The 15,931-nt window shown below is 72.6% G+C and carries 12 protein-coding genes; 9 read left to right on the top strand and 3 right to left on the bottom strand.

Translation table 11 applies throughout. The annotated features are described in order from the left end of the window. Positions 1–63 precede the first annotated feature (63 nt). Positions 64–1,557 carry a tRNA (N6-isopentenyl adenosine(37)-C2)-methylthiotransferase MiaB gene (gene miaB / locus ACFYNP_RS21755; protein ID WP_388420157.1) on the top strand — a complete coding sequence of 498 codons (1,494 nt, stop codon included), beginning with the start codon at positions 64–66 and terminating at the stop codon, positions 1,555–1,557. Between the two features lie 167 nt (positions 1,558–1,724). Continuing rightward, positions 1,725–2,429, top strand: a complete 705-nt coding sequence (locus ACFYNP_RS21750) for a class III extradiol dioxygenase subunit B-like domain-containing protein (RefSeq protein WP_388787344.1) — start codon at positions 1,725–1,727, stop codon at positions 2,427–2,429. Between the two features lie 136 nt (positions 2,430–2,565). Here ACFYNP_RS21750 and ACFYNP_RS21745 read toward each other — a convergent pair whose 3' ends face one another. Then, positions 2,566–2,835 carry a hypothetical protein gene (locus tag ACFYNP_RS21745; RefSeq protein WP_388420098.1) on the bottom strand — a complete coding sequence of 90 codons (270 nt, stop codon included), beginning with the start codon at positions 2,833–2,835 and terminating at the stop codon, positions 2,566–2,568. Between the two features lie 182 nt (positions 2,836–3,017). Here ACFYNP_RS21745 and miaA point away from each other — a divergent pair, with 182 nt between their 5' ends. The 6 genes from miaA (at position 3,018) to hflX (ending at position 11,380) form a co-directional block, all read left to right on the top strand. Next, positions 3,018–3,956 (top strand): tRNA (adenosine(37)-N6)-dimethylallyltransferase MiaA, encoded by a 939-nt coding sequence (miaA, locus tag ACFYNP_RS21740; protein ID WP_388420096.1) that lies wholly within the window; start codon positions 3,018–3,020, stop codon positions 3,954–3,956. Between the two features lie 107 nt (positions 3,957–4,063). Further along, positions 4,064–4,642: a hypothetical protein gene (locus tag ACFYNP_RS21735; RefSeq protein WP_388787397.1), complete on the top strand. Its 579-nt coding sequence runs from the start codon at positions 4,064–4,066 to the stop codon at positions 4,640–4,642. Between the two features lie 63 nt (positions 4,643–4,705). Beyond that, positions 4,706–5,569 (top strand): diaminopimelate epimerase, encoded by an 864-nt coding sequence (gene dapF / locus ACFYNP_RS21730; RefSeq protein ID WP_388420094.1) that lies wholly within the window; start codon positions 4,706–4,708, stop codon positions 5,567–5,569. A 206-nt stretch (positions 5,570–5,775) separates the two neighbouring features. Next, positions 5,776–7,863, top strand: a complete 2,088-nt coding sequence (locus ACFYNP_RS21725) for a RelA/SpoT family protein (protein ID WP_388420092.1) — start codon at positions 5,776–5,778, stop codon at positions 7,861–7,863. 317 nt (positions 7,864–8,180) lie between these two features. Then, a complete protein-coding gene (locus tag ACFYNP_RS21720) occupies positions 8,181–9,644 on the top strand; it encodes a M1 family metallopeptidase (protein WP_388787341.1) in 1,464 nt (487 codons plus the stop codon). 233 nt (positions 9,645–9,877) lie between these two features. Next, complete coding sequence (gene hflX / locus ACFYNP_RS21715; protein WP_388420088.1) at positions 9,878–11,380, top strand: GTPase HflX; 1,503 nt, start codon at positions 9,878–9,880, stop codon at positions 11,378–11,380. A 91-nt stretch (positions 11,381–11,471) separates the two neighbouring features. On the opposite strand, the gene ACFYNP_RS21710 is transcribed toward hflX, so the two are convergent. After that, positions 11,472–12,641 (bottom strand): trypsin-like serine peptidase, encoded by a 1,170-nt coding sequence (locus ACFYNP_RS21710; protein ID WP_388420086.1) that lies wholly within the window; start codon positions 12,639–12,641, stop codon positions 11,472–11,474. Positions 12,642–12,810: 169 nt separating this feature from the next. Continuing rightward, the gene (locus ACFYNP_RS21705; RefSeq protein ID WP_388420084.1) at positions 12,811–14,034 is read right to left on the bottom strand and encodes a trypsin-like serine peptidase; all 1,224 of its coding nucleotides are present in this window, start codon (positions 14,032–14,034) and stop codon (positions 12,811–12,813) included. Positions 14,035–14,477: 443 nt separating this feature from the next. On the opposite strand from ACFYNP_RS21705, the gene ACFYNP_RS21700 reads away from it, so the two are divergent. Beyond that, positions 14,478–15,884 (top strand): diaminobutyrate--2-oxoglutarate transaminase family protein, encoded by a 1,407-nt coding sequence (locus ACFYNP_RS21700; protein WP_388787338.1) that lies wholly within the window; start codon positions 14,478–14,480, stop codon positions 15,882–15,884. Positions 15,885–15,931 lie beyond the last annotated feature (47 nt).

Here is a 15,931-nt window from a genome sequence, read left to right as displayed (position 1 = left end):
TTGCCGCTTGATCGGAGCGCTTACCCTGGACGGGTGAGCGGTATCGACGTGGCAGGCGGAGCGGTGGACGGTTTCAAAACGTACGAGGTGCGCACCTACGGGTGCCAGATGAACGTCCACGACTCCGAGCGGCTGTCCGGCCTCCTCGAAGGGGCCGGCTATGTCCGTGCGCCCGAGGGCGCCGACGGCGACGCCGATGTCGTCGTCTTCAACACGTGCGCGGTGCGGGAGAACGCGGACAACAAGCTGTACGGCAACCTCGGCCGGCTCGCCCCGATGAAGACGAAGCGCCCCGGCATGCAGATCGCCGTGGGCGGCTGCCTGGCGCAGAAGGACCGGGACACGATCGTGCGGCGGGCCCCGTGGGTCGACGTCGTCTTCGGTACGCACAACATCGGCAAGCTGCCGGTGCTCCTGGAGCGGGCCCGCATCCAGGAGGAGGCGCAGGTCGAGATCGCCGAGTCCCTGGAGGCGTTCCCCTCCACGCTGCCGACCCGGCGCGAGTCCGCGTACGCGGCCTGGGTGTCCATCTCGGTGGGCTGCAACAACACGTGCACGTTCTGCATCGTCCCGGCGCTGCGCGGCAAGGAGAAGGACCGCCGGCCCGGCGACATCCTGGCCGAGATCGAGGCGCTGGTCGCCGAGGGCGTCTCCGAGATCACGCTGCTGGGGCAGAACGTGAACGCGTACGGCTCGGACATCGGTGACCGTGAGGCGTTCAGCAAGCTGCTGCGCGCCTGCGGGACCATCGAGGGTCTGGAGCGGGTCCGCTTCACCTCGCCGCATCCGCGGGACTTCACGGACGACGTGATCGCGGCGATGGCCGAGACCCCGAACGTGATGCCGCAGCTGCACATGCCGCTGCAGTCGGGCTCGGACACGGTGCTCAAGGCGATGCGCCGCTCCTACCGGCAGGAGCGTTTCCTCGGGATCATCGAGAAGGTGCGGGCCGCGATTCCGCACGCCGCGATCTCCACCGACATCATCGTGGGCTTCCCCGGCGAGACCGAGGAGGACTTCGAGCAGACCATGCACACGGTCCGCGAGGCCCGCTTCGCGAACGCGTTCACCTTCCAGTACTCCAAGCGCCCCGGTACGCCGGCGGCGACGATGGACGGGCAGATCCCCAAGGAGGTCGTGCAGGACCGCTACATGCGTCTGTCGGCCCTTCAGGAGGAGATCTCCTGGGAGGAGAACAAGAAGCAGGTCGGCCGGGTGCTTGAGGTCATGGTCGCCGAGGGCGAGGGCCGCAAGGACGGTTCGACGCAGCGGCTGTCCGGACGGGCCCCCGACAACCGTCTGGTCCACTTCACCAAGCCGGACCAGGAGGTGCGCCCGGGCGATGTGGTGACCGTCGAGATCACCTACGCGGCCCCGCACCACCTGCTCGCCGAGGGCCCGACGACCGGCGTGCGCCGCACCCGTGCGGGGGACGCCTGGGAGAAGCGCAACGCGGAGCCCGCGGCGAAGCCGGCCGGTGTGATGCTCGGTCTGCCGTCGATCGGCGCTCCGGCCCCGCTGCCGGAGCCCACGGGCGGCGGCTGCTCGGTCCTGTAGCCGCATCCCGTGGCCGGGCGCCCGTCGCCCGGCCGCGTTCCCGTAGCCGGATTCCCGCCGTCCGCCGCATTCGCGTAGCCGGATCGCCGTCTCCGGACCGGTCGTTGGGCCGGATACGCGTGACGGTGGCCGGGCCGCTGCGCCGGAGCGGGGCTAGGCTGCGGATCATGCTCGTAGCCGCCGCTGTCTGCCCCTGTCCGCCTCTCCTGGTCCCCGAGGTGGCCGCCGGTGCCGCGCCGGAACTCGACGCGGCCCGCGACGCCTGCGCGGATGCCGTGGGCCTCCTTGCCGCGTCCCGGCCCGACCTCCTCGTCGTGGTCGGACCGGCCGAGCAGGGGGGCGCGTTCCGGCAGGGGGCGCAGGGTTCGTTCGCCGGGTACGGCGTGGACGTCTCCGTGCGCCTGGGCCGCGGCGGGCCGGCCGGTGCCGGGCGGCTGCCGGTGTCGCTCGCGGTGGGTGCCTGGCTCCTGGAGCGCGCGGGCTGGACGGACGCGCCGGTCGAGGCCCTCGCCGTCGCCGAGGACCTCGCAGCCGAGGCCTGCGCCGGCGCCGGGGAGGAACTCGCGGCCCGGGCCGACCGGGTCGCCCTGCTCGTCATGGGCGACGGCAGTGCCTGCCGCACGCTCAAGGCGCCCGGCTATCTCGACGCGCGGGCCGCCGGTTTCGACGGGAGCGCGGCGACCGCGCTCGGCACCGCCGACACCACCACCCTGATGGGCCTCGACGAGGGCCTCGCGCGTGAGCTGAAGGCGGCCGGACGCGCGCCCTGGCAGGTACTGGCCGGTGCGGGCCGCGATGCCGGCCTCGCCGGACGGCTCCTCTACGAGGACGCGCCCTACGGAGTCGGCTACTTCGTCGGCGTCTGGTCCTGACACCCCCGCCCCCCGGGTGAGGCCCCTGCCCGCCGTGGACACGCCGGAGGGCCGTGGAGCGGGCAGCTCCACGGCCCTCCGGCGCGCGTGCGTGAAGGACGCGGGGTGACTCCGTGCGGAACGGAACGCGGGGTGACTACTTGCGGACGCCCTCGCCGGCCTCGTTGTCCGCCGCCGCCTCCGCCGACTGCTGCTTGGGGATCTCGACGCCCTCGGCGGCGGTCCCGGCGGGCTCCGCCACGCCGGACTCCTCGGCGCCCTCGGACACCTCACGGGCCTCGGCCGCCGGCGCTTCGGCGGCGTCGGAGCCTGCCCCGGCCTCCGGCCCGGCCGTCGGCGTCGACCCCGCGGCCTCCTCGGTCGAAGCCTCGGCGGCCTTACGGCGAAACCTTGAAAAAACGCCCATATCTACTCCAAAACGTACTCGTGTGGGCGAAATCCCGCGCCGACCGGAGCGCCTCATTGCGTCGCCCGGCGGCACCGGTCGGCAAACCGGCGTTCGGAACCTCGCAACAGGCAACGAACCCGGCCGTGTGCCGTCACGTAGCTCGTTCGGGGAGAGGCCGTGAGGTTTGCGAGACTGTGTCGGTGAGAAGCGCAGCTCCCGCACCGCGGGTCATCGCCGTCGTCGGCCCGACAGCGGCCGGTAAGTCCGATCTGGGCGTCCACCTCGCCCAGCAACTGGGCGGCGAGGTCGTCAACGCCGACTCCATGCAGCTCTACCGGGGGATGGACATCGGTACGGCCAAGCTGACGCTCGACGAGCGCGGCGGCATCCCGCACCACCTCCTCGACATCTGGGACGTGACGGAACCGGCCAACGTGGCCACCTACCAGAAGCTCGCCCGCGCCGAGATCGACCGGCTGCTCGCCGCGGGCCGCACCCCCGTCCTCGTCGGCGGATCCGGACTCTACGTACGCGGCGCGATCGACGTGCTCGAATTCCCCGGCACCGACCCCGACGTACGCGCCCGCCTGGAGGGCGAACTGGCGGAGCGGGGCCCCGGCGCCCTGCACGCCCGCCTCGCCGCCGCCGACCCGGAAGCGGCCCGCGCGATCCTCCCCGGCAACGGCCGCAGGATCGTCCGCGCACTCGAAGTGATCGAGATCACCGGCCGCCCCTTCACGGCCAACCTGCCCACCCACGAATCGGTCTACGACACCGTGCAGATCGGCGTGGACGTCGGCCGCCCGGAACTCGACGAACGCATCGCCCTGCGCGTCGACCGGATGTGGGAGGCCGGGCTCGTCGACGAGGTGCGCGCCCTGGAGGAGCGCGGGCTGCGCGCGGGACGCACCGCGTCGCGGGCCCTCGGCTACCAGCAGGTGCTCGACGCGCTCGCCGGCGAGTGCACCGAGGAGGCGGCGCGCGCCGAAACGGTCCGCGCCACCAAGCGCTTCGCCCGCCGTCAGAACTCCTGGTTCCGGCGCGATCCGCGCGTCCACTGGCTCAGCGGAGCGATGGCGGACCGGGCGGAACTCCCGCGCCGGGCGCTGGCGTTGGTCGAACGAGCGGTCACAGCCTGATCACGTGATGGCATCGGGACGCCCCGCCGGTCATCGCGGCGCTGTTGCCCGTGCCATCATCAAACGTCGATCGACCAGTGGAGTCCGAGTTGGGAGGGCGCGTGGCGATGGAGGCCGGCCCTCGCGACAGAGAGCAGGGATCGCGGCAGGACACCGCGCGCCCCGGCTCGACGGGCCCCGATGCGCCGGTGCCGCACCCCGCACAAGCGGAATCCGCCGATGACGCCGCCGACGGCGGGCGGGCTCCGGGGAGCGCGCCACCGACCCTGGGTTCCGCGGTGCTCGGCGCCTCGGGCCTGAGCCCGGACGGCCCGGAGGACGGCTCCGTCGGAGCGGTCCCCGACGGCGGCGAGGTCGAGGTCGAACTGCGCCCCCAGCGCCGCCTGAGAATCTGGCAGCTCGCCCCCATCGTCATGCTCGCCGCCCTCGGCTCGCTCATGTTCGCCTTCCCCCTCGCCTTCGAATTCGGCGACGGCGGACCGGTCGTGGCCATGCTCGGACTGCTCATCAGCTGCTGCGCCGCCGGCTGGGGCATGATGGCCGCCCGCCGCGTCGGCCACACCTGGCCCGGACTGCCCGGCCGGGGCTCGCGCGAGCGCCCCAACTGGCGGGTCCTCGCCCTGTACGTGGGCCTCGCCGCGGTTCTCGTCACGCTCGCCGTCTGGCGCGTGGCACGGCTGCGCTGACCCGGCAGCCGGTGCGGGCGGCCGAACCGGCCGACCGACGGCGCACCCCCGTACGATTGACGCGTGAACACCGCACCCATCGCCTTCCTCAAGGGCCACGGCACCCAGAACGACTTCGTGATCGTCCCCGACGCGGACAACACGCTCGACCTGCCCGCCGACGCGGTCGCCCGGCTCTGCGACCGCCGGGCCGGAATCGGCGGCGACGGGCTGCTCCACGTGGTGCGCAGCGCCGCCCACCCCGAGGCGAAGGCCCTGGCCGACCAGGCCGAATGGTTCATGGACTACCGCAACGGCGACGGCTCGATCGCCGAAATGTGCGGCAACGGCGTCCGCGTCTTCGCCTGGTACCTGGTGCGCGCCGGGCTCGTCGAAGCGGGCGACCTGGCCATCGCCACGCGCGGCGGCGTCAAGCAGGCACACGTCGCCAAGGGAGGCGACGTCACCGTCTCCATGGGCCGCGCCCTGCTCCCCGAGGCCGGTGTCACGGTCACCGTGGACGGCCGCAGCTGGCCCGCCCGCAACGTGAACATGGGCAACCCGCACGCGGTGGCGTTCGTGGACGCGCTCGCCCACGCCGGCGACCTGCGCTCGGCGCCCCCCTTCAGCCCCGCGGGCGTCTACCCGGACGGGGTGAACGTCGAGTTCGTCGTGGACCGCGGCCCGCGCCACGTGGCGATGCGGGTCCACGAGCGCGGCGCGGGCGAGACCCTGTCGTGCGGCACCGGCGCCTGCGCGGTCGCCGTCGCCGCCGCCCGCCGGGACGGCACGGACCCGGCGCTCACCGGCACCCCGGTGACCTACACCGTCGACCTTCCGGGCGGAACGCTCGTCATCACCGAGCACCCGGACGGCGAGATCGAGATGACCGGCGCCGCGGCGATCGTCGCCGAGGGCGTCATCGACCCCTCGCTCCTGGCACGCTGACCGGCCGGGCGGGGCAGGCGCCCCGCCCTGACCGGACCGGTCGGATTCGAAACGGCGATGGCCGAAACCTTCGCTCGAATGGGTGATCCGGTTCACGCTCGGCGAGAGCGGGACTGCGCCACGTGGTGGGGTCGGTAGCATCAAGCACCGGTCCGAAGGGGCACGCCGGTCCCTCACCACCGGTCGATGCCGCCGGAGGTGCCCCCATGAGTGCAGCAGAGGCCCCACATCCTGGTGCTCCCGGCCGCCGCCGCGGCCGCCCCCGGATCGACCTCCGCCGCCTCGGCCGAGCCGCCCTGCTCGGCCCCGTCTCCCGCGACCGGCTGCCCGACGCCATCGGGCACGTGGCCGACGCCCACCGGGCCCACCACCCCGACGCCGACCTGGCCGTGCTGCACCGGGCGTACGTCCTCGCGGAAACGTCCCACCGCGGCCAGTTCCGCAAGAGCGGCGAGCCCTACATCACCCACCCCCTCGCCGTGACCCTGATCCTCGCCGAACTGGGCGCGGAGACAACGACGTTGACCGCCTCGCTGCTCCACGACACCGTCGAGGACACCGAGGTGACGCTCGATCAGGTACGGGCCGAGTTCGGCGAGGAGGTCGCCTATCTCGTCGACGGCGTCACCAAACTGGAGAAGGTCGACTACGGGGCCGCCGCCGAACCCGAGACCTTCCGCAAGATGCTGGTCGCCACCGGCGACGACGTACGCGTGATGTCGATCAAACTCGCCGACCGGCTGCACAACATGCGCACCCTCGGCGTGATGCGGCCCGAGAAGCAGGCCCGGATCGCCAAGGTGACCCGGGACGTCCTGATCCCGCTCGCCGAACGCCTGGGCGTGCAGGCCCTCAAGTCCGAACTTGAGGACCTCGTCTTCGCGATCCTGCACCCCGACGAGTACGAACGCACCCGGCTGCTGATCGCGGCCAACTCCGGCACCCTCGACCCCCTCACCGGCATCGCCGACGGGGTGCGAGCGGTGCTCCGCGAGGCCGGGATCAACGCCGAAGTCCTCATCCGGCCACGGCACTTCGTCTCCGTGCACCGGGTACAGCTCAAGCGCGGCGAACTGCGCGGCAGCGACTTCGGCCGGCTGCTCGTCCTGGTCGGCGAGGACGCCGACTGCTACGCGGTCCTCGGCGAACTGCACACCTGCTTCACGCCGGTCGTCTCCGAGTTCAAGGACTTCATCGCCGCACCCAAGTTCAACCTGTACCAGTCGCTGCACACCGCGGTCGTCGGGCCGGGCGGCGAGGTCGCCGAAGTCCTCATCCGCACGCACCAGATGCACAAGGTCGCCGAGGCCGGCGTCATCGCGCTCGGCAACCCCTACGCGGGCGGCCTCGGCGACGGCGCGCAGCCGAACGGCGACGAGCGGCAGGACCCGACCCGGCCGGGCTGGCTCTCCCGCCTCCTGGACTGGCAGCAGAACGCCCCCGACCCCGACACCTTCTGGTCCTCGCTGCGCGAGGAGCTCGCCGGCGACAGCGAGATCACGGTGTTCTGCGCCGACGGCCACACCCTCGTCCTGCCGGCCGGCGCGAGCTGTGTGGACGCGGCGTACGCACAGTACGGGGCGGTCGCCCACGGCTGCATCGGCGCCCGCGTCAACGGCCGCCTGGCGACGCTCAGTACGGTCCTGCGCGACGGGGACACGGTGCAGCTCCTGCTCGCCCAGGACCCCACGTCCGGGCCCTCCGCCGACTGGCTCGACCACGCGAGGACCCCGGCCGCGCGGATCGCGATCAGCGGCTGGCTCGCGGTCAACCCGGAAGGCGTCAAGATCCCGGCCGCGGCCCCCCGGCCCCAGGTCAACGTCCCCGCCGACCGGCGCTCGGCCGGGAACGCGGTGACCGACCTGCCCGATGTGACGGTCCGTCTCGCCGGCTGCTGCACCCCCGTGCCGCCGGACACCGTCACCGGGTTCTCGGTCCGCGGCGCCGCCGTCACCGTCCACCGCCAGGAGTGTCCGGCCGTCGCCCGGATGAAGGCGGTGGGGCGGGCGCCCGTGGAAGTGCGCTGGGGAGAGGCCGCCGCATGCCGGGTCACCCTGGTCGCCGAGGCCTTCGGCCGCCCGCGGCTGCTCGCCGACCTCACGGAGGCCATCGCCGCCGCCGACGTGGCCGTCGTATCGGCCACCGTGGAACCCCCCAGCGAACAACGGGTCCGCCACACCTACACCCTCCAACTCCCCGACGCGGCAGGCCTTCCCGCGCTCATGCGGGCCATGCGGGACGTGGCCGGGGTGTACGACGTGAGCCGGGCGCAGCATCCGGCGGCGGCGGGCTGACGATCATTGGCGGGCAGTTGAGGGATGACAGCTTTCATCATCTGACATCCGCTGACGTCCGCCCGGCGCGGTCTGAGATTCGGGCGCACACCATCTGACATCTGCCCGGCACCATCTGACATTCCGCGTCCCGCGGCCCCCATCCCTCAGCCCTGTCCGCCGTCTCCCGCCGTCTCCCGCCGTCTCCCGCCGTCTCCCGCCGGCACCGCGCCGCCATACGCGCCCCCGTCGCCGCCCCGCCCCCCGGAACCCCCCGTTCGGGTGGCCCTCATGCGAGTCGGCCCTGCGGGGGTCCCTGCCGCTGGTAGCGGTAGTCCATGCCGCTCACCCCCCGCCGCCCCCGTTCCCGCCGTCTGCGTGCCGTGCTGCTTGCCGCCGCCGCGGCGTCCGTCGTCGCCGCGGCGCTGCCCGCCCCGGTGCCGCTGGGCATCGGGGACCCGCTGTTCCCGCACCTGGGCAACCCCGGCTACGACGTCCTCGCGTACGACATCGGGCTGTCCTATCCGGGGAACAACAGCACCCCCCTGGAGGCGGTCACCACCATCGACGCCGTCGCGACCGACGGCCTGGAGCGGATCAACCTCGACTTCGCGCGGGGCACGGTGCACGGTGTCGAGGTCAACGGCCGGGCCGCCGAGTTCGCGAGCGCCGACGAGGACCTCGTGATCACTCCGCAGGAGCCCGTCCGCGCCGGCGAGCGGCTGCGGATCACCGTGCGGCACACCAGCGACCCGAAGGCGGCCACGGACGGCGGCTGGGTGCGCACCACCGACGGTCTGGTGATGGCCAACCAGGCCGACGCCGCCCACCGGGTGTTCCCCTGCAACGACCACCCCTCCGACAAGGCGTACTTCACCTTCCACGTGTCCGCGCCCGCGGACGTGACGGTCGTTGCCAACGGGGTGCCGGCCGCGCGGGAGCGCCACGGCGGGCGGATCGTGTCGACGTACCGCAGCAGCCACCCCATGGCGACGGAGCTGGCGCAGGTGTCGATCGGGCGCTCGGCGGTGCTGCACCGCGAGGGGCCGCACGGGCTGCCGGTCCGCGATGTGGTCCCGGCCGTGGACCGGGACCGTCTGGAGCCGTGGCTGAGGAAGACGCCCGGGCACATCGCGTGGATGGAGCGGCAGGTCGGGCCGTACCCGTTCGAGACGTACGGGGTGCTCATCGCGGGCGCCGAGACCGGGTTCGAGCTGGAGACGCAGACCCTGTCGCTGTTCGAGCGGTCGCTGTTCGTACGGCCCGAGTTCCCCGCCTGGTACGTCGACTCGGTGATGGTGCACGAGCTGGCCCACCACTGGTTCGGGGACAGTGTCACGCCCCGCTCGTGGTCGGACCTGTGGCTGAACGAGGGGCACGCCACCTGGTACGAGGCGCGGTACGCCGAGGAGTTCGGCAAGCACCCCGTGGAGCAGCGGATGAAGAACGCCTACGCCCTGTCGGACGGCTGGCGGGCGGCGGGCGGCCCGCCGGCGGCGCCGAGGGCGGCGGCGCCGGGCCAGAAGATCGGCATCTTCCGGCCGATCGTCTACGACGGCAGTGCGCTGGTCCTGTACGCGCTGCGGGAGGAGATCGGGCCGAGGGCGTTCGACCGTCTTGAGCGGCGCTGGGTGCGCGACCACCGCGACTCGACGGCTTCCACGGCCGACTTCTCCGCGCTGGCCTCGCAGGTCGCGGGCCGTGATCTGGCCGGCTTCTTCCGGGCGTGGCTGTACGGGGAGAAGACGCCGGCGATGCCTGGGCACCCCGACTGGCACAGCCGGGCGCCTCGGCGCGCCTGACCGGTCACGGGGGCCGGCCGGTCACGGGGGGCCGTACCGGCAGGGAAAGGCCCGGAGGGCCGGAAAACCGGGATGACGGCCCCGGAGGCACCGTGCGACCATCGTTGTCGTCGGCGGCGCTGCCGGGGCCGATTCCGTCCGGGAATCATCGGGGCTCATTACGCGTTGTGACCGACACAGCCGGAATTCCCTTGGGGGCTCCGGTCCGGAATTCCAACGACGTAAAGGATCCAATGACCTCCTCTTCATCCCCTTCCCAGGACGAGCAGAGCTTCGCGGACACGCACCGCACCGAGAGCCTTCGGGCCGATGCCCTGATGGAAGAGGACGTCGCCTGGAGCCACGAGATCGACGGAGCGCGGGACGGCGAACAGCTGGACCGCTCCGAGCGTGCCGCCCTGCGGCGCGTGGCGGGCCTCTCCACCGAGCTCGAAGACGTCACCGAGGTCGAGTACCGGCAGCTGCGCCTGGAGCGCGTGGTGCTGGTCGGCGTCTGGACCACGGGGACGCTCAAGGACGCGGAGAACTCGCTCGCGGAGCTCGCGGCCCTCGCCGAGACGGCGGGTGCCCTGGTGCTCGACGGCGTCTACCAGCGCCGTGACAAGCCCGACCCGGCCACCTACATCGGCTCCGGCAAGGCGCAGGAGCTGCGGGACATCGTTCTTGAGACCGGCGCGGACACGGTGGTGTGCGACGGTGAGCTGAGTCCCGGGCAGCTGATCCACCTGGAAGACGTCGTCAAGGTGAAGGTGGTCGACCGGACCGCGCTGATCCTCGACATCTTCGCCCAGCACGCCAAGTCCCGCGAGGGCAAGGCGCAGGTGTCCCTGGCGCAGATGCAGTACATGCTGCCGCGGCTGCGTGGCTGGGGTCAGTCGCTGTCGCGTCAGATGGGCGGCGGCGGGTCCAGCGGCGGCGGTGGCATGGCGACGCGTGGTCCCGGTGAAACCAAGATCGAGACGGACCGGCGGCGGATCCGCGAGAAGATGGCGAAGATGCGCCGGGAGATCGCGGAGATGAAGACGGGCCGCGAGATCAAGCGCCAGGAGCGGCGTCGCAACAAGGTGCCCTCGGTGGCGATCGCGGGGTACACGAACGCCGGCAAGTCCTCGCTGCTCAACCGGCTGACGGGTGCGGGTGTGCTGGTGGAGAACGCTCTGTTCGCCACCCTCGACCCGACCGTGCGCCGGGCCGAGACGCCCGGCGGGCGGCTGTACACGCTGGCGGACACGGTCGGGTTCGTCCGGCACCTGCCGCACCACCTGGTCGAGGCGTTCCGCTCCACGATGGAGGAGGTCGGCGACTCCGACCTGATCCTGCACGTGGTGGACGGCGCGCATCCCGACCCGGAGGAGCAGCTGGCGGCCGTGCGCGAGGTGATCCGTGACGTGGGCGCGGTGGACGTGCCGGAGATCGTCGTGATCAACAAGGCGGACGCGGCGGACCCGTTGGTCCTTCAGCGGCTGCTGCGGATCGAGCGGCATTCGATCGCGGTCTCGGCGCGTACCGGGGAGGGCATCGAGGAGCTGCTGGCGCTCATCGACGCCGAACTGCCGCGTCCGCAGATCGAGATCGAGGCGCTGGTGCCCTATACGCACGGGCAGTTGGTCGCCCGGGCGCACGCCGAGGGCGAGGTGATCTCCGAGGAGCACGTCGCGGAGGGCACCGTGCTCAAGGCGCGGGTGCACGAGGTGCTCGCCGCGGAGCTCGCCCCCTATGTGCCGGCCGCGCACTGAGCGCAGGCAAGGCGGTAGTGCGGGACACGAGGCCCGCCCCTTTCTGATGAGGGGCGGGCCTCGTGCCGTGTGCGGTTGCCCGCGGTGGGGGTTACCGGCCGCCGTACTTCGCGCTCATCGAGTCGAAGAGGGCCTTCGCGCCGGCGCCGAGCTGGGGGCCGGCCAGCCAGCCCGAAGTGACCGGGCCGATCGAGGTGTTGGAGACCAGCTGGGCCTTGCCGTCGGGGCCGTTCATGAACCAGCCGCCGCCGGAGGAGCCGCCGGTCATGGTGCAGCCGATGCGGTACATCGCGGGCGTGCCGGGGCTGAGGGAGAGCTGGCCGGGGCGGTCGACGCACTTGAACATCTGGAGGCCGTCGTACGGGGGCGCGGCCGGGTAGCCCCAGGCGCCCATGGAGGCGACGGAGTGCGCCCTGGGGGCGGAGAAGTTGACGGTCAGGGCGTTGCCGACGGTCTCCTCCAGGGACTTGGCGCCGTTCTCCGCCTTCACGTGGAGGACCGCGTAGTCGTAGGGTGCGCCGGTGCCGCCGGTCGGACCGCCGTCCTTGATCCACTCGCCGGAGGTGGAGGCCCAGTCGGCCCAGAAGACGCCGTAGGGCGCGATCTGCTGGGGCTGGGCGTTGTTGAGCGCCGCCGCCGACCTGCCCTGGTCGTTGTAGGAGGGCACGAAGGCGATGTTGCGGTACCAGCCACCGGAGCCGCCCTGGTGGACGCAGTGGCCGGCGGTCCATACCAGGTTGGACCTGCCGGGGTGGGCGGGGTCCTTGACGACGGTGCCCGAGCAGACCATGGGGCCCTGGGGGGAGTCGAAGAAGACCTTGCCGACCGGGGCCGCGTAGTTGTGGTAGGGCAGCTTCTCCTGGACGGCCCGGACGGGCGCGGGCTCCGGGTCGGAGATGCCGGTGCCGCCGCTCGCGTCACCGGCGGCCATGGTCTTCTGCGGGTCCTTGGCGGACTTCATCCGGTCGGGCTTCCACAGGCCGTCGATGACCGGGTTGACGAAGTCCTTGGCGTCGCGCAGCCAGGTGCTCCTGTCCCAGTTCCGCCAGCCGCCGTTCTTGTACTTGTCCAGGTCGACGCCGTGCTTCTTGAGGGCGTCGGCGAGGTTGGACGGGCTCGTGGATTCGCCGCCCGCCCGGGCGGAGCCGGAGGCGGACGGTTTGCTGTCCGCGCCGTCGCCGCCCGGGCCGCACGCGGTGGCGGTCAGTGCGAGGGCCGCGGCCAGGCCGGAGGCGGCGAGCAGCGGACGTATGGATCGCATGAGAACGATTCCCCCTGATGTGCCTGCCCCTACGGGCAGGTGTTGCCATGTACTTGTCATGGCGGTGGGCGGACCGGTTCCCGGGCCGCCCACCGCGGGCCCTACTATGCCTGCTCGGCGGGGACGGGACGAACGGGGGCCCCGGCGTTAACAGGACCCCCGCACAGCGCTAACGCCCGGCGTACTTGGTGCTCACCGAGTCGTAGACGCCCTTGGCCTCCTTGCCCAGGCGCGGGCCGGCCAGCCAGCCCGCGGTGACCGGGCCGATCGAGGTGTTGGAGACGAGCGAGGGCTTGCCGTCCGAACCCGTGGCGATCCAGCCGCCGCCGGAGGAGCCGCCGGTCATGGTGCAGCCGATGCGGTACATCGTGGGCAGGCTCGCGGCGAGCGAGAGCCGGCCCGGCTTGTCCTTGCACTGGAACAGCTTCTGGCCGTCGTAGGGAGGCGCCGCCGGGAAGCCGTTGGCCGACATCGCGCTGATCTTCGGCACGGCCGGGGCGTTGAAGTCGACCGGGAGCGCCCCGCCGACCGTCTCCTCCAGGGACTTGCCGTTCGAGCCCTTCTCCGGCGTCACGTGCAGCACCGCGAAGTCGTAGGGCGCGCCCTGCCCGCCGGTCGGGCCGCCGCCCTCGATCCACTGCTGCGAGGTCTGCGCCCAGTCCGCCCAGTACACGCCGTAGGGGGCGATCTGCTGCCGGGTGGCCTTCTGCAACTGGGCCGTGGGCAGGGCGGCGTTGTTGTACGAGGGCACGAAGGCGATGTTGCGGTACCAGCCGCCCTTGGCCCCCGCGTGCACGCAGTGGCCCGCGGTCCACACCATGTTGGACTTGCCGGGGTGCGCCGGGTCCTCGACGACCGTCGCGGAGCACACCATCGAACCCTCGGGGCTGTCGAAGAACAGCTTGCCCAGCTCCGGCAGGTTCTGGTGGTACGGGGCCTTCACCGCGGCGGCCTTCACGGGCGCGGGCGCCGGGTCCGTGATGCCCTTGTCGCCGGAGATGTCATTGGGGACGGTCTTCTCCGGGGGCTTGTCCGCCTTGCGCATCCGGTCCGGGTCCCACAGGCCCTGGATGATCGGGTTCACATAGTCCTTGGCCTCACGCAGCCACGTGGCCCGGTCCCAGTTCCGCCACTCGCCGTTCTTCCACTTGTCCAGGTCGATCCCGTGCTTCTTCAGTTGGTCCAGCACATCGCTGGGGATCTGGACCTGGCCGGTGCCGCTCGCGGTCGCCGAGGCCGACGGCTTGCTGTCGGCCGTCGAGCCGCCGGGCCCGCAGGCGGTGGCGGTCAGCGCGAGCGCGGCCGTCAGGCCGAGGGCGGCGAGGGCCGGCGAGACCCTCCGGCGCGTTCCCTTCCCCGGGTGCTCGGCACTCAACGGGCGTTTGGGTCGCATGTCGAATTCCCCCTGGAACTTCGTCTTCACAGCGTCTTTGTCTTCTGAACTCGTCGCACTCGTCGCACTCGTCGCACTCGTCGCACTCGTCGCACTCGTCGCACTCGTCGCACCCGTAGGGCTCGTCGCACTCGTCGAGCACGTCGAGCGCGGCACCGGGGCCCGGTGCCGCGATGCGCCCCCACTATGCCGGTGCCGGTGGGGACGGCCGTCGGCAGGGCCGCGGTTCCGTGCCCGCGGCCCTGCCGTGCGGCGTGCGAACCGCCCGGCCGTTCCGGTAAGGCGAACCTTGCTTCGGTGCAAGGAACTTGCCGGCGGCCCGTGATCCGGCGGTGTCGGCGTCGTTGGTACGTACGGGGGACATCAGGACAGCGTTCAGCGCGGGCGTACGAGCCGGGCAACGGACGCGACACGGAACCGTCACAGCGGGAGGACCAGCAGTCGTGGCCGTCACCGAACCAGCAATGACGGCGCCGCCCGGCGCCCACGAGGGAATCCTGCGCCGGCAGTCCCTGCGGGAGTCGGCGGCCCGCACCTATGCGCGGTCGCTGCCCATCGTGCCCGTGCGGGCACGCGGGCTGACCATCGAGGGCGCGGACGGGCGGCGCTATCTCGACTGCCTCTCGGGCGCGGGAACGCTGGCGCTCGGCCACAATCACCCGGTGGTGCTCGAAGCGATCCGCAAGGTCCTCGATTCGGGGGCGCCGCTGCACGTCCTCGACCTCGCGACGCCGGTCAAGGACGCCTTCACCACCGAGCTCTTCGCCACCCTGCCGCGCGAACTCGCCGAGAACGGACGCATCCAGTTCTGCGGACCGGCCGGCACGGACGCCGTGGAAGCCGCCCTGAAACTCGTGCGCACCGCCACCGGACGCACCGGCATGCTCGCCTTCACCGGCGCCTACCACGGCATGACCGCGGGCGCCCTCGCCGTCTCCGGCGGCGCCCGCGACGTCCAGGTGACCCGGCTGCCCTACCCGCACAACTACCGCTGCCCGTACGGGATCGGCGGCGAGCGCGGGGCCGAGACCGCCGCCCGCTGGACCGAGAACCTCCTTGACGACCCCAAGGGCGGTGTCCCCGCACCGGCCGGGATGATCGTCGAGCCGGTGCAGGGGGAGGGCGGTGTGAACCCGGCGCCCGACGCGTGGCTGCGCCGGATGCGGGAGATCACCGAGCGCCGCTCCATCCCGCTGATCGCCGACGAGGTGCAGACGGGCGTCGGCCGCACCGGCACCTTCTGGGCCGTCGAACACAGCGGGATCGTGCCCGATGTGATGGTGCTTTCCAAGGCCATCGGCGGCTCGCTGCCGCTCGCCGTGATCGTGTACCGGGACAGCCTCGACGTGTGGAAGCCGGGCGCGCACGCCGGTACGTTCCGGGGCAACCAGCTCGCCATGGCGGCGGGCGCGGCCACGCTCGCGTACGTCCGTGAGCACCGGCTCGCCGAGCGGGCGGCCGTCCTCGGGGCGCGCATGCTCGGCCAGTTGCAGGGCCTCGCCGCCGACCACCCCTGCATCGGCGACGTCCGGGGCCGGGGCCTGATGATCGGCGTCGAGCTCGTCGACCCCGAGCGCGAGGACCGCAGCTCCGGCAACCCGCCGCCGCCCGCACCCGCCCTCGCCGCCGTCGTCCAGCAGGAGTGTCTGCGCCGCGGGCTCATCGTCGAACTCGGCGGCCGGCACTCCAGCGTCGTACGGCTGCTTCCGCCGCTCACCCTCACCGACGAACAGGCCGTGGCCGTACTCGACCGCCTCGCCGACGCGCTGGCCGCCGCCGCCCGCACCCCGCACCCGGGGGCCGCGGATCCCGGCGCGCACCACCGCGCCGGGACCGGACCGGCCCACTGATCCCGGACCTGCCCACTGATCCCGGACCAGCCCACGACCTCCCAGGA

This window comes from Streptomyces sp. NPDC006691 (assembly GCF_042869955.1).
Lineage (GTDB): Bacteria > Actinomycetota > Actinomycetes > Streptomycetales > Streptomycetaceae > Streptomyces.
Note: the sequence above shows the minus strand (reverse complement) of the source record. Positions and strands in the feature narration are given on the sequence as shown.

Coding starts and splice junctions, on each gene's coding strand:
- ACFYNP_RS21735 (WP_388787397.1), top strand. CDS start 4,064: ATGGAGGCCGGCCCTCGCGACAGAGAGCAGGGATCGCGGCAGGACACC.
- ACFYNP_RS21710 (WP_388420086.1), bottom strand. CDS start 12,641: ATGCGATCCATACGTCCGCTGCTCGCCGCCTCCGGCCTGGCCGCGGCC.
- ACFYNP_RS21720 (WP_388787341.1), top strand. CDS start 8,181: ATGCCGCTCACCCCCCGCCGCCCCCGTTCCCGCCGTCTGCGTGCCGTG.
- ACFYNP_RS21725 (WP_388420092.1), top strand. CDS start 5,776: ATGAGTGCAGCAGAGGCCCCACATCCTGGTGCTCCCGGCCGCCGCCGC.
- hflX (WP_388420088.1), top strand. CDS start 9,878: ATGACCTCCTCTTCATCCCCTTCCCAGGACGAGCAGAGCTTCGCGGAC.
- ACFYNP_RS21750 (WP_388787344.1), top strand. CDS start 1,725: ATGCTCGTAGCCGCCGCTGTCTGCCCCTGTCCGCCTCTCCTGGTCCCC.
- ACFYNP_RS21705 (WP_388420084.1), bottom strand. CDS start 14,034: ATGCGACCCAAACGCCCGTTGAGTGCCGAGCACCCGGGGAAGGGAACG.
- ACFYNP_RS21745 (WP_388420098.1), bottom strand. CDS start 2,835: ATGGGCGTTTTTTCAAGGTTTCGCCGTAAGGCCGCCGAGGCTTCGACC.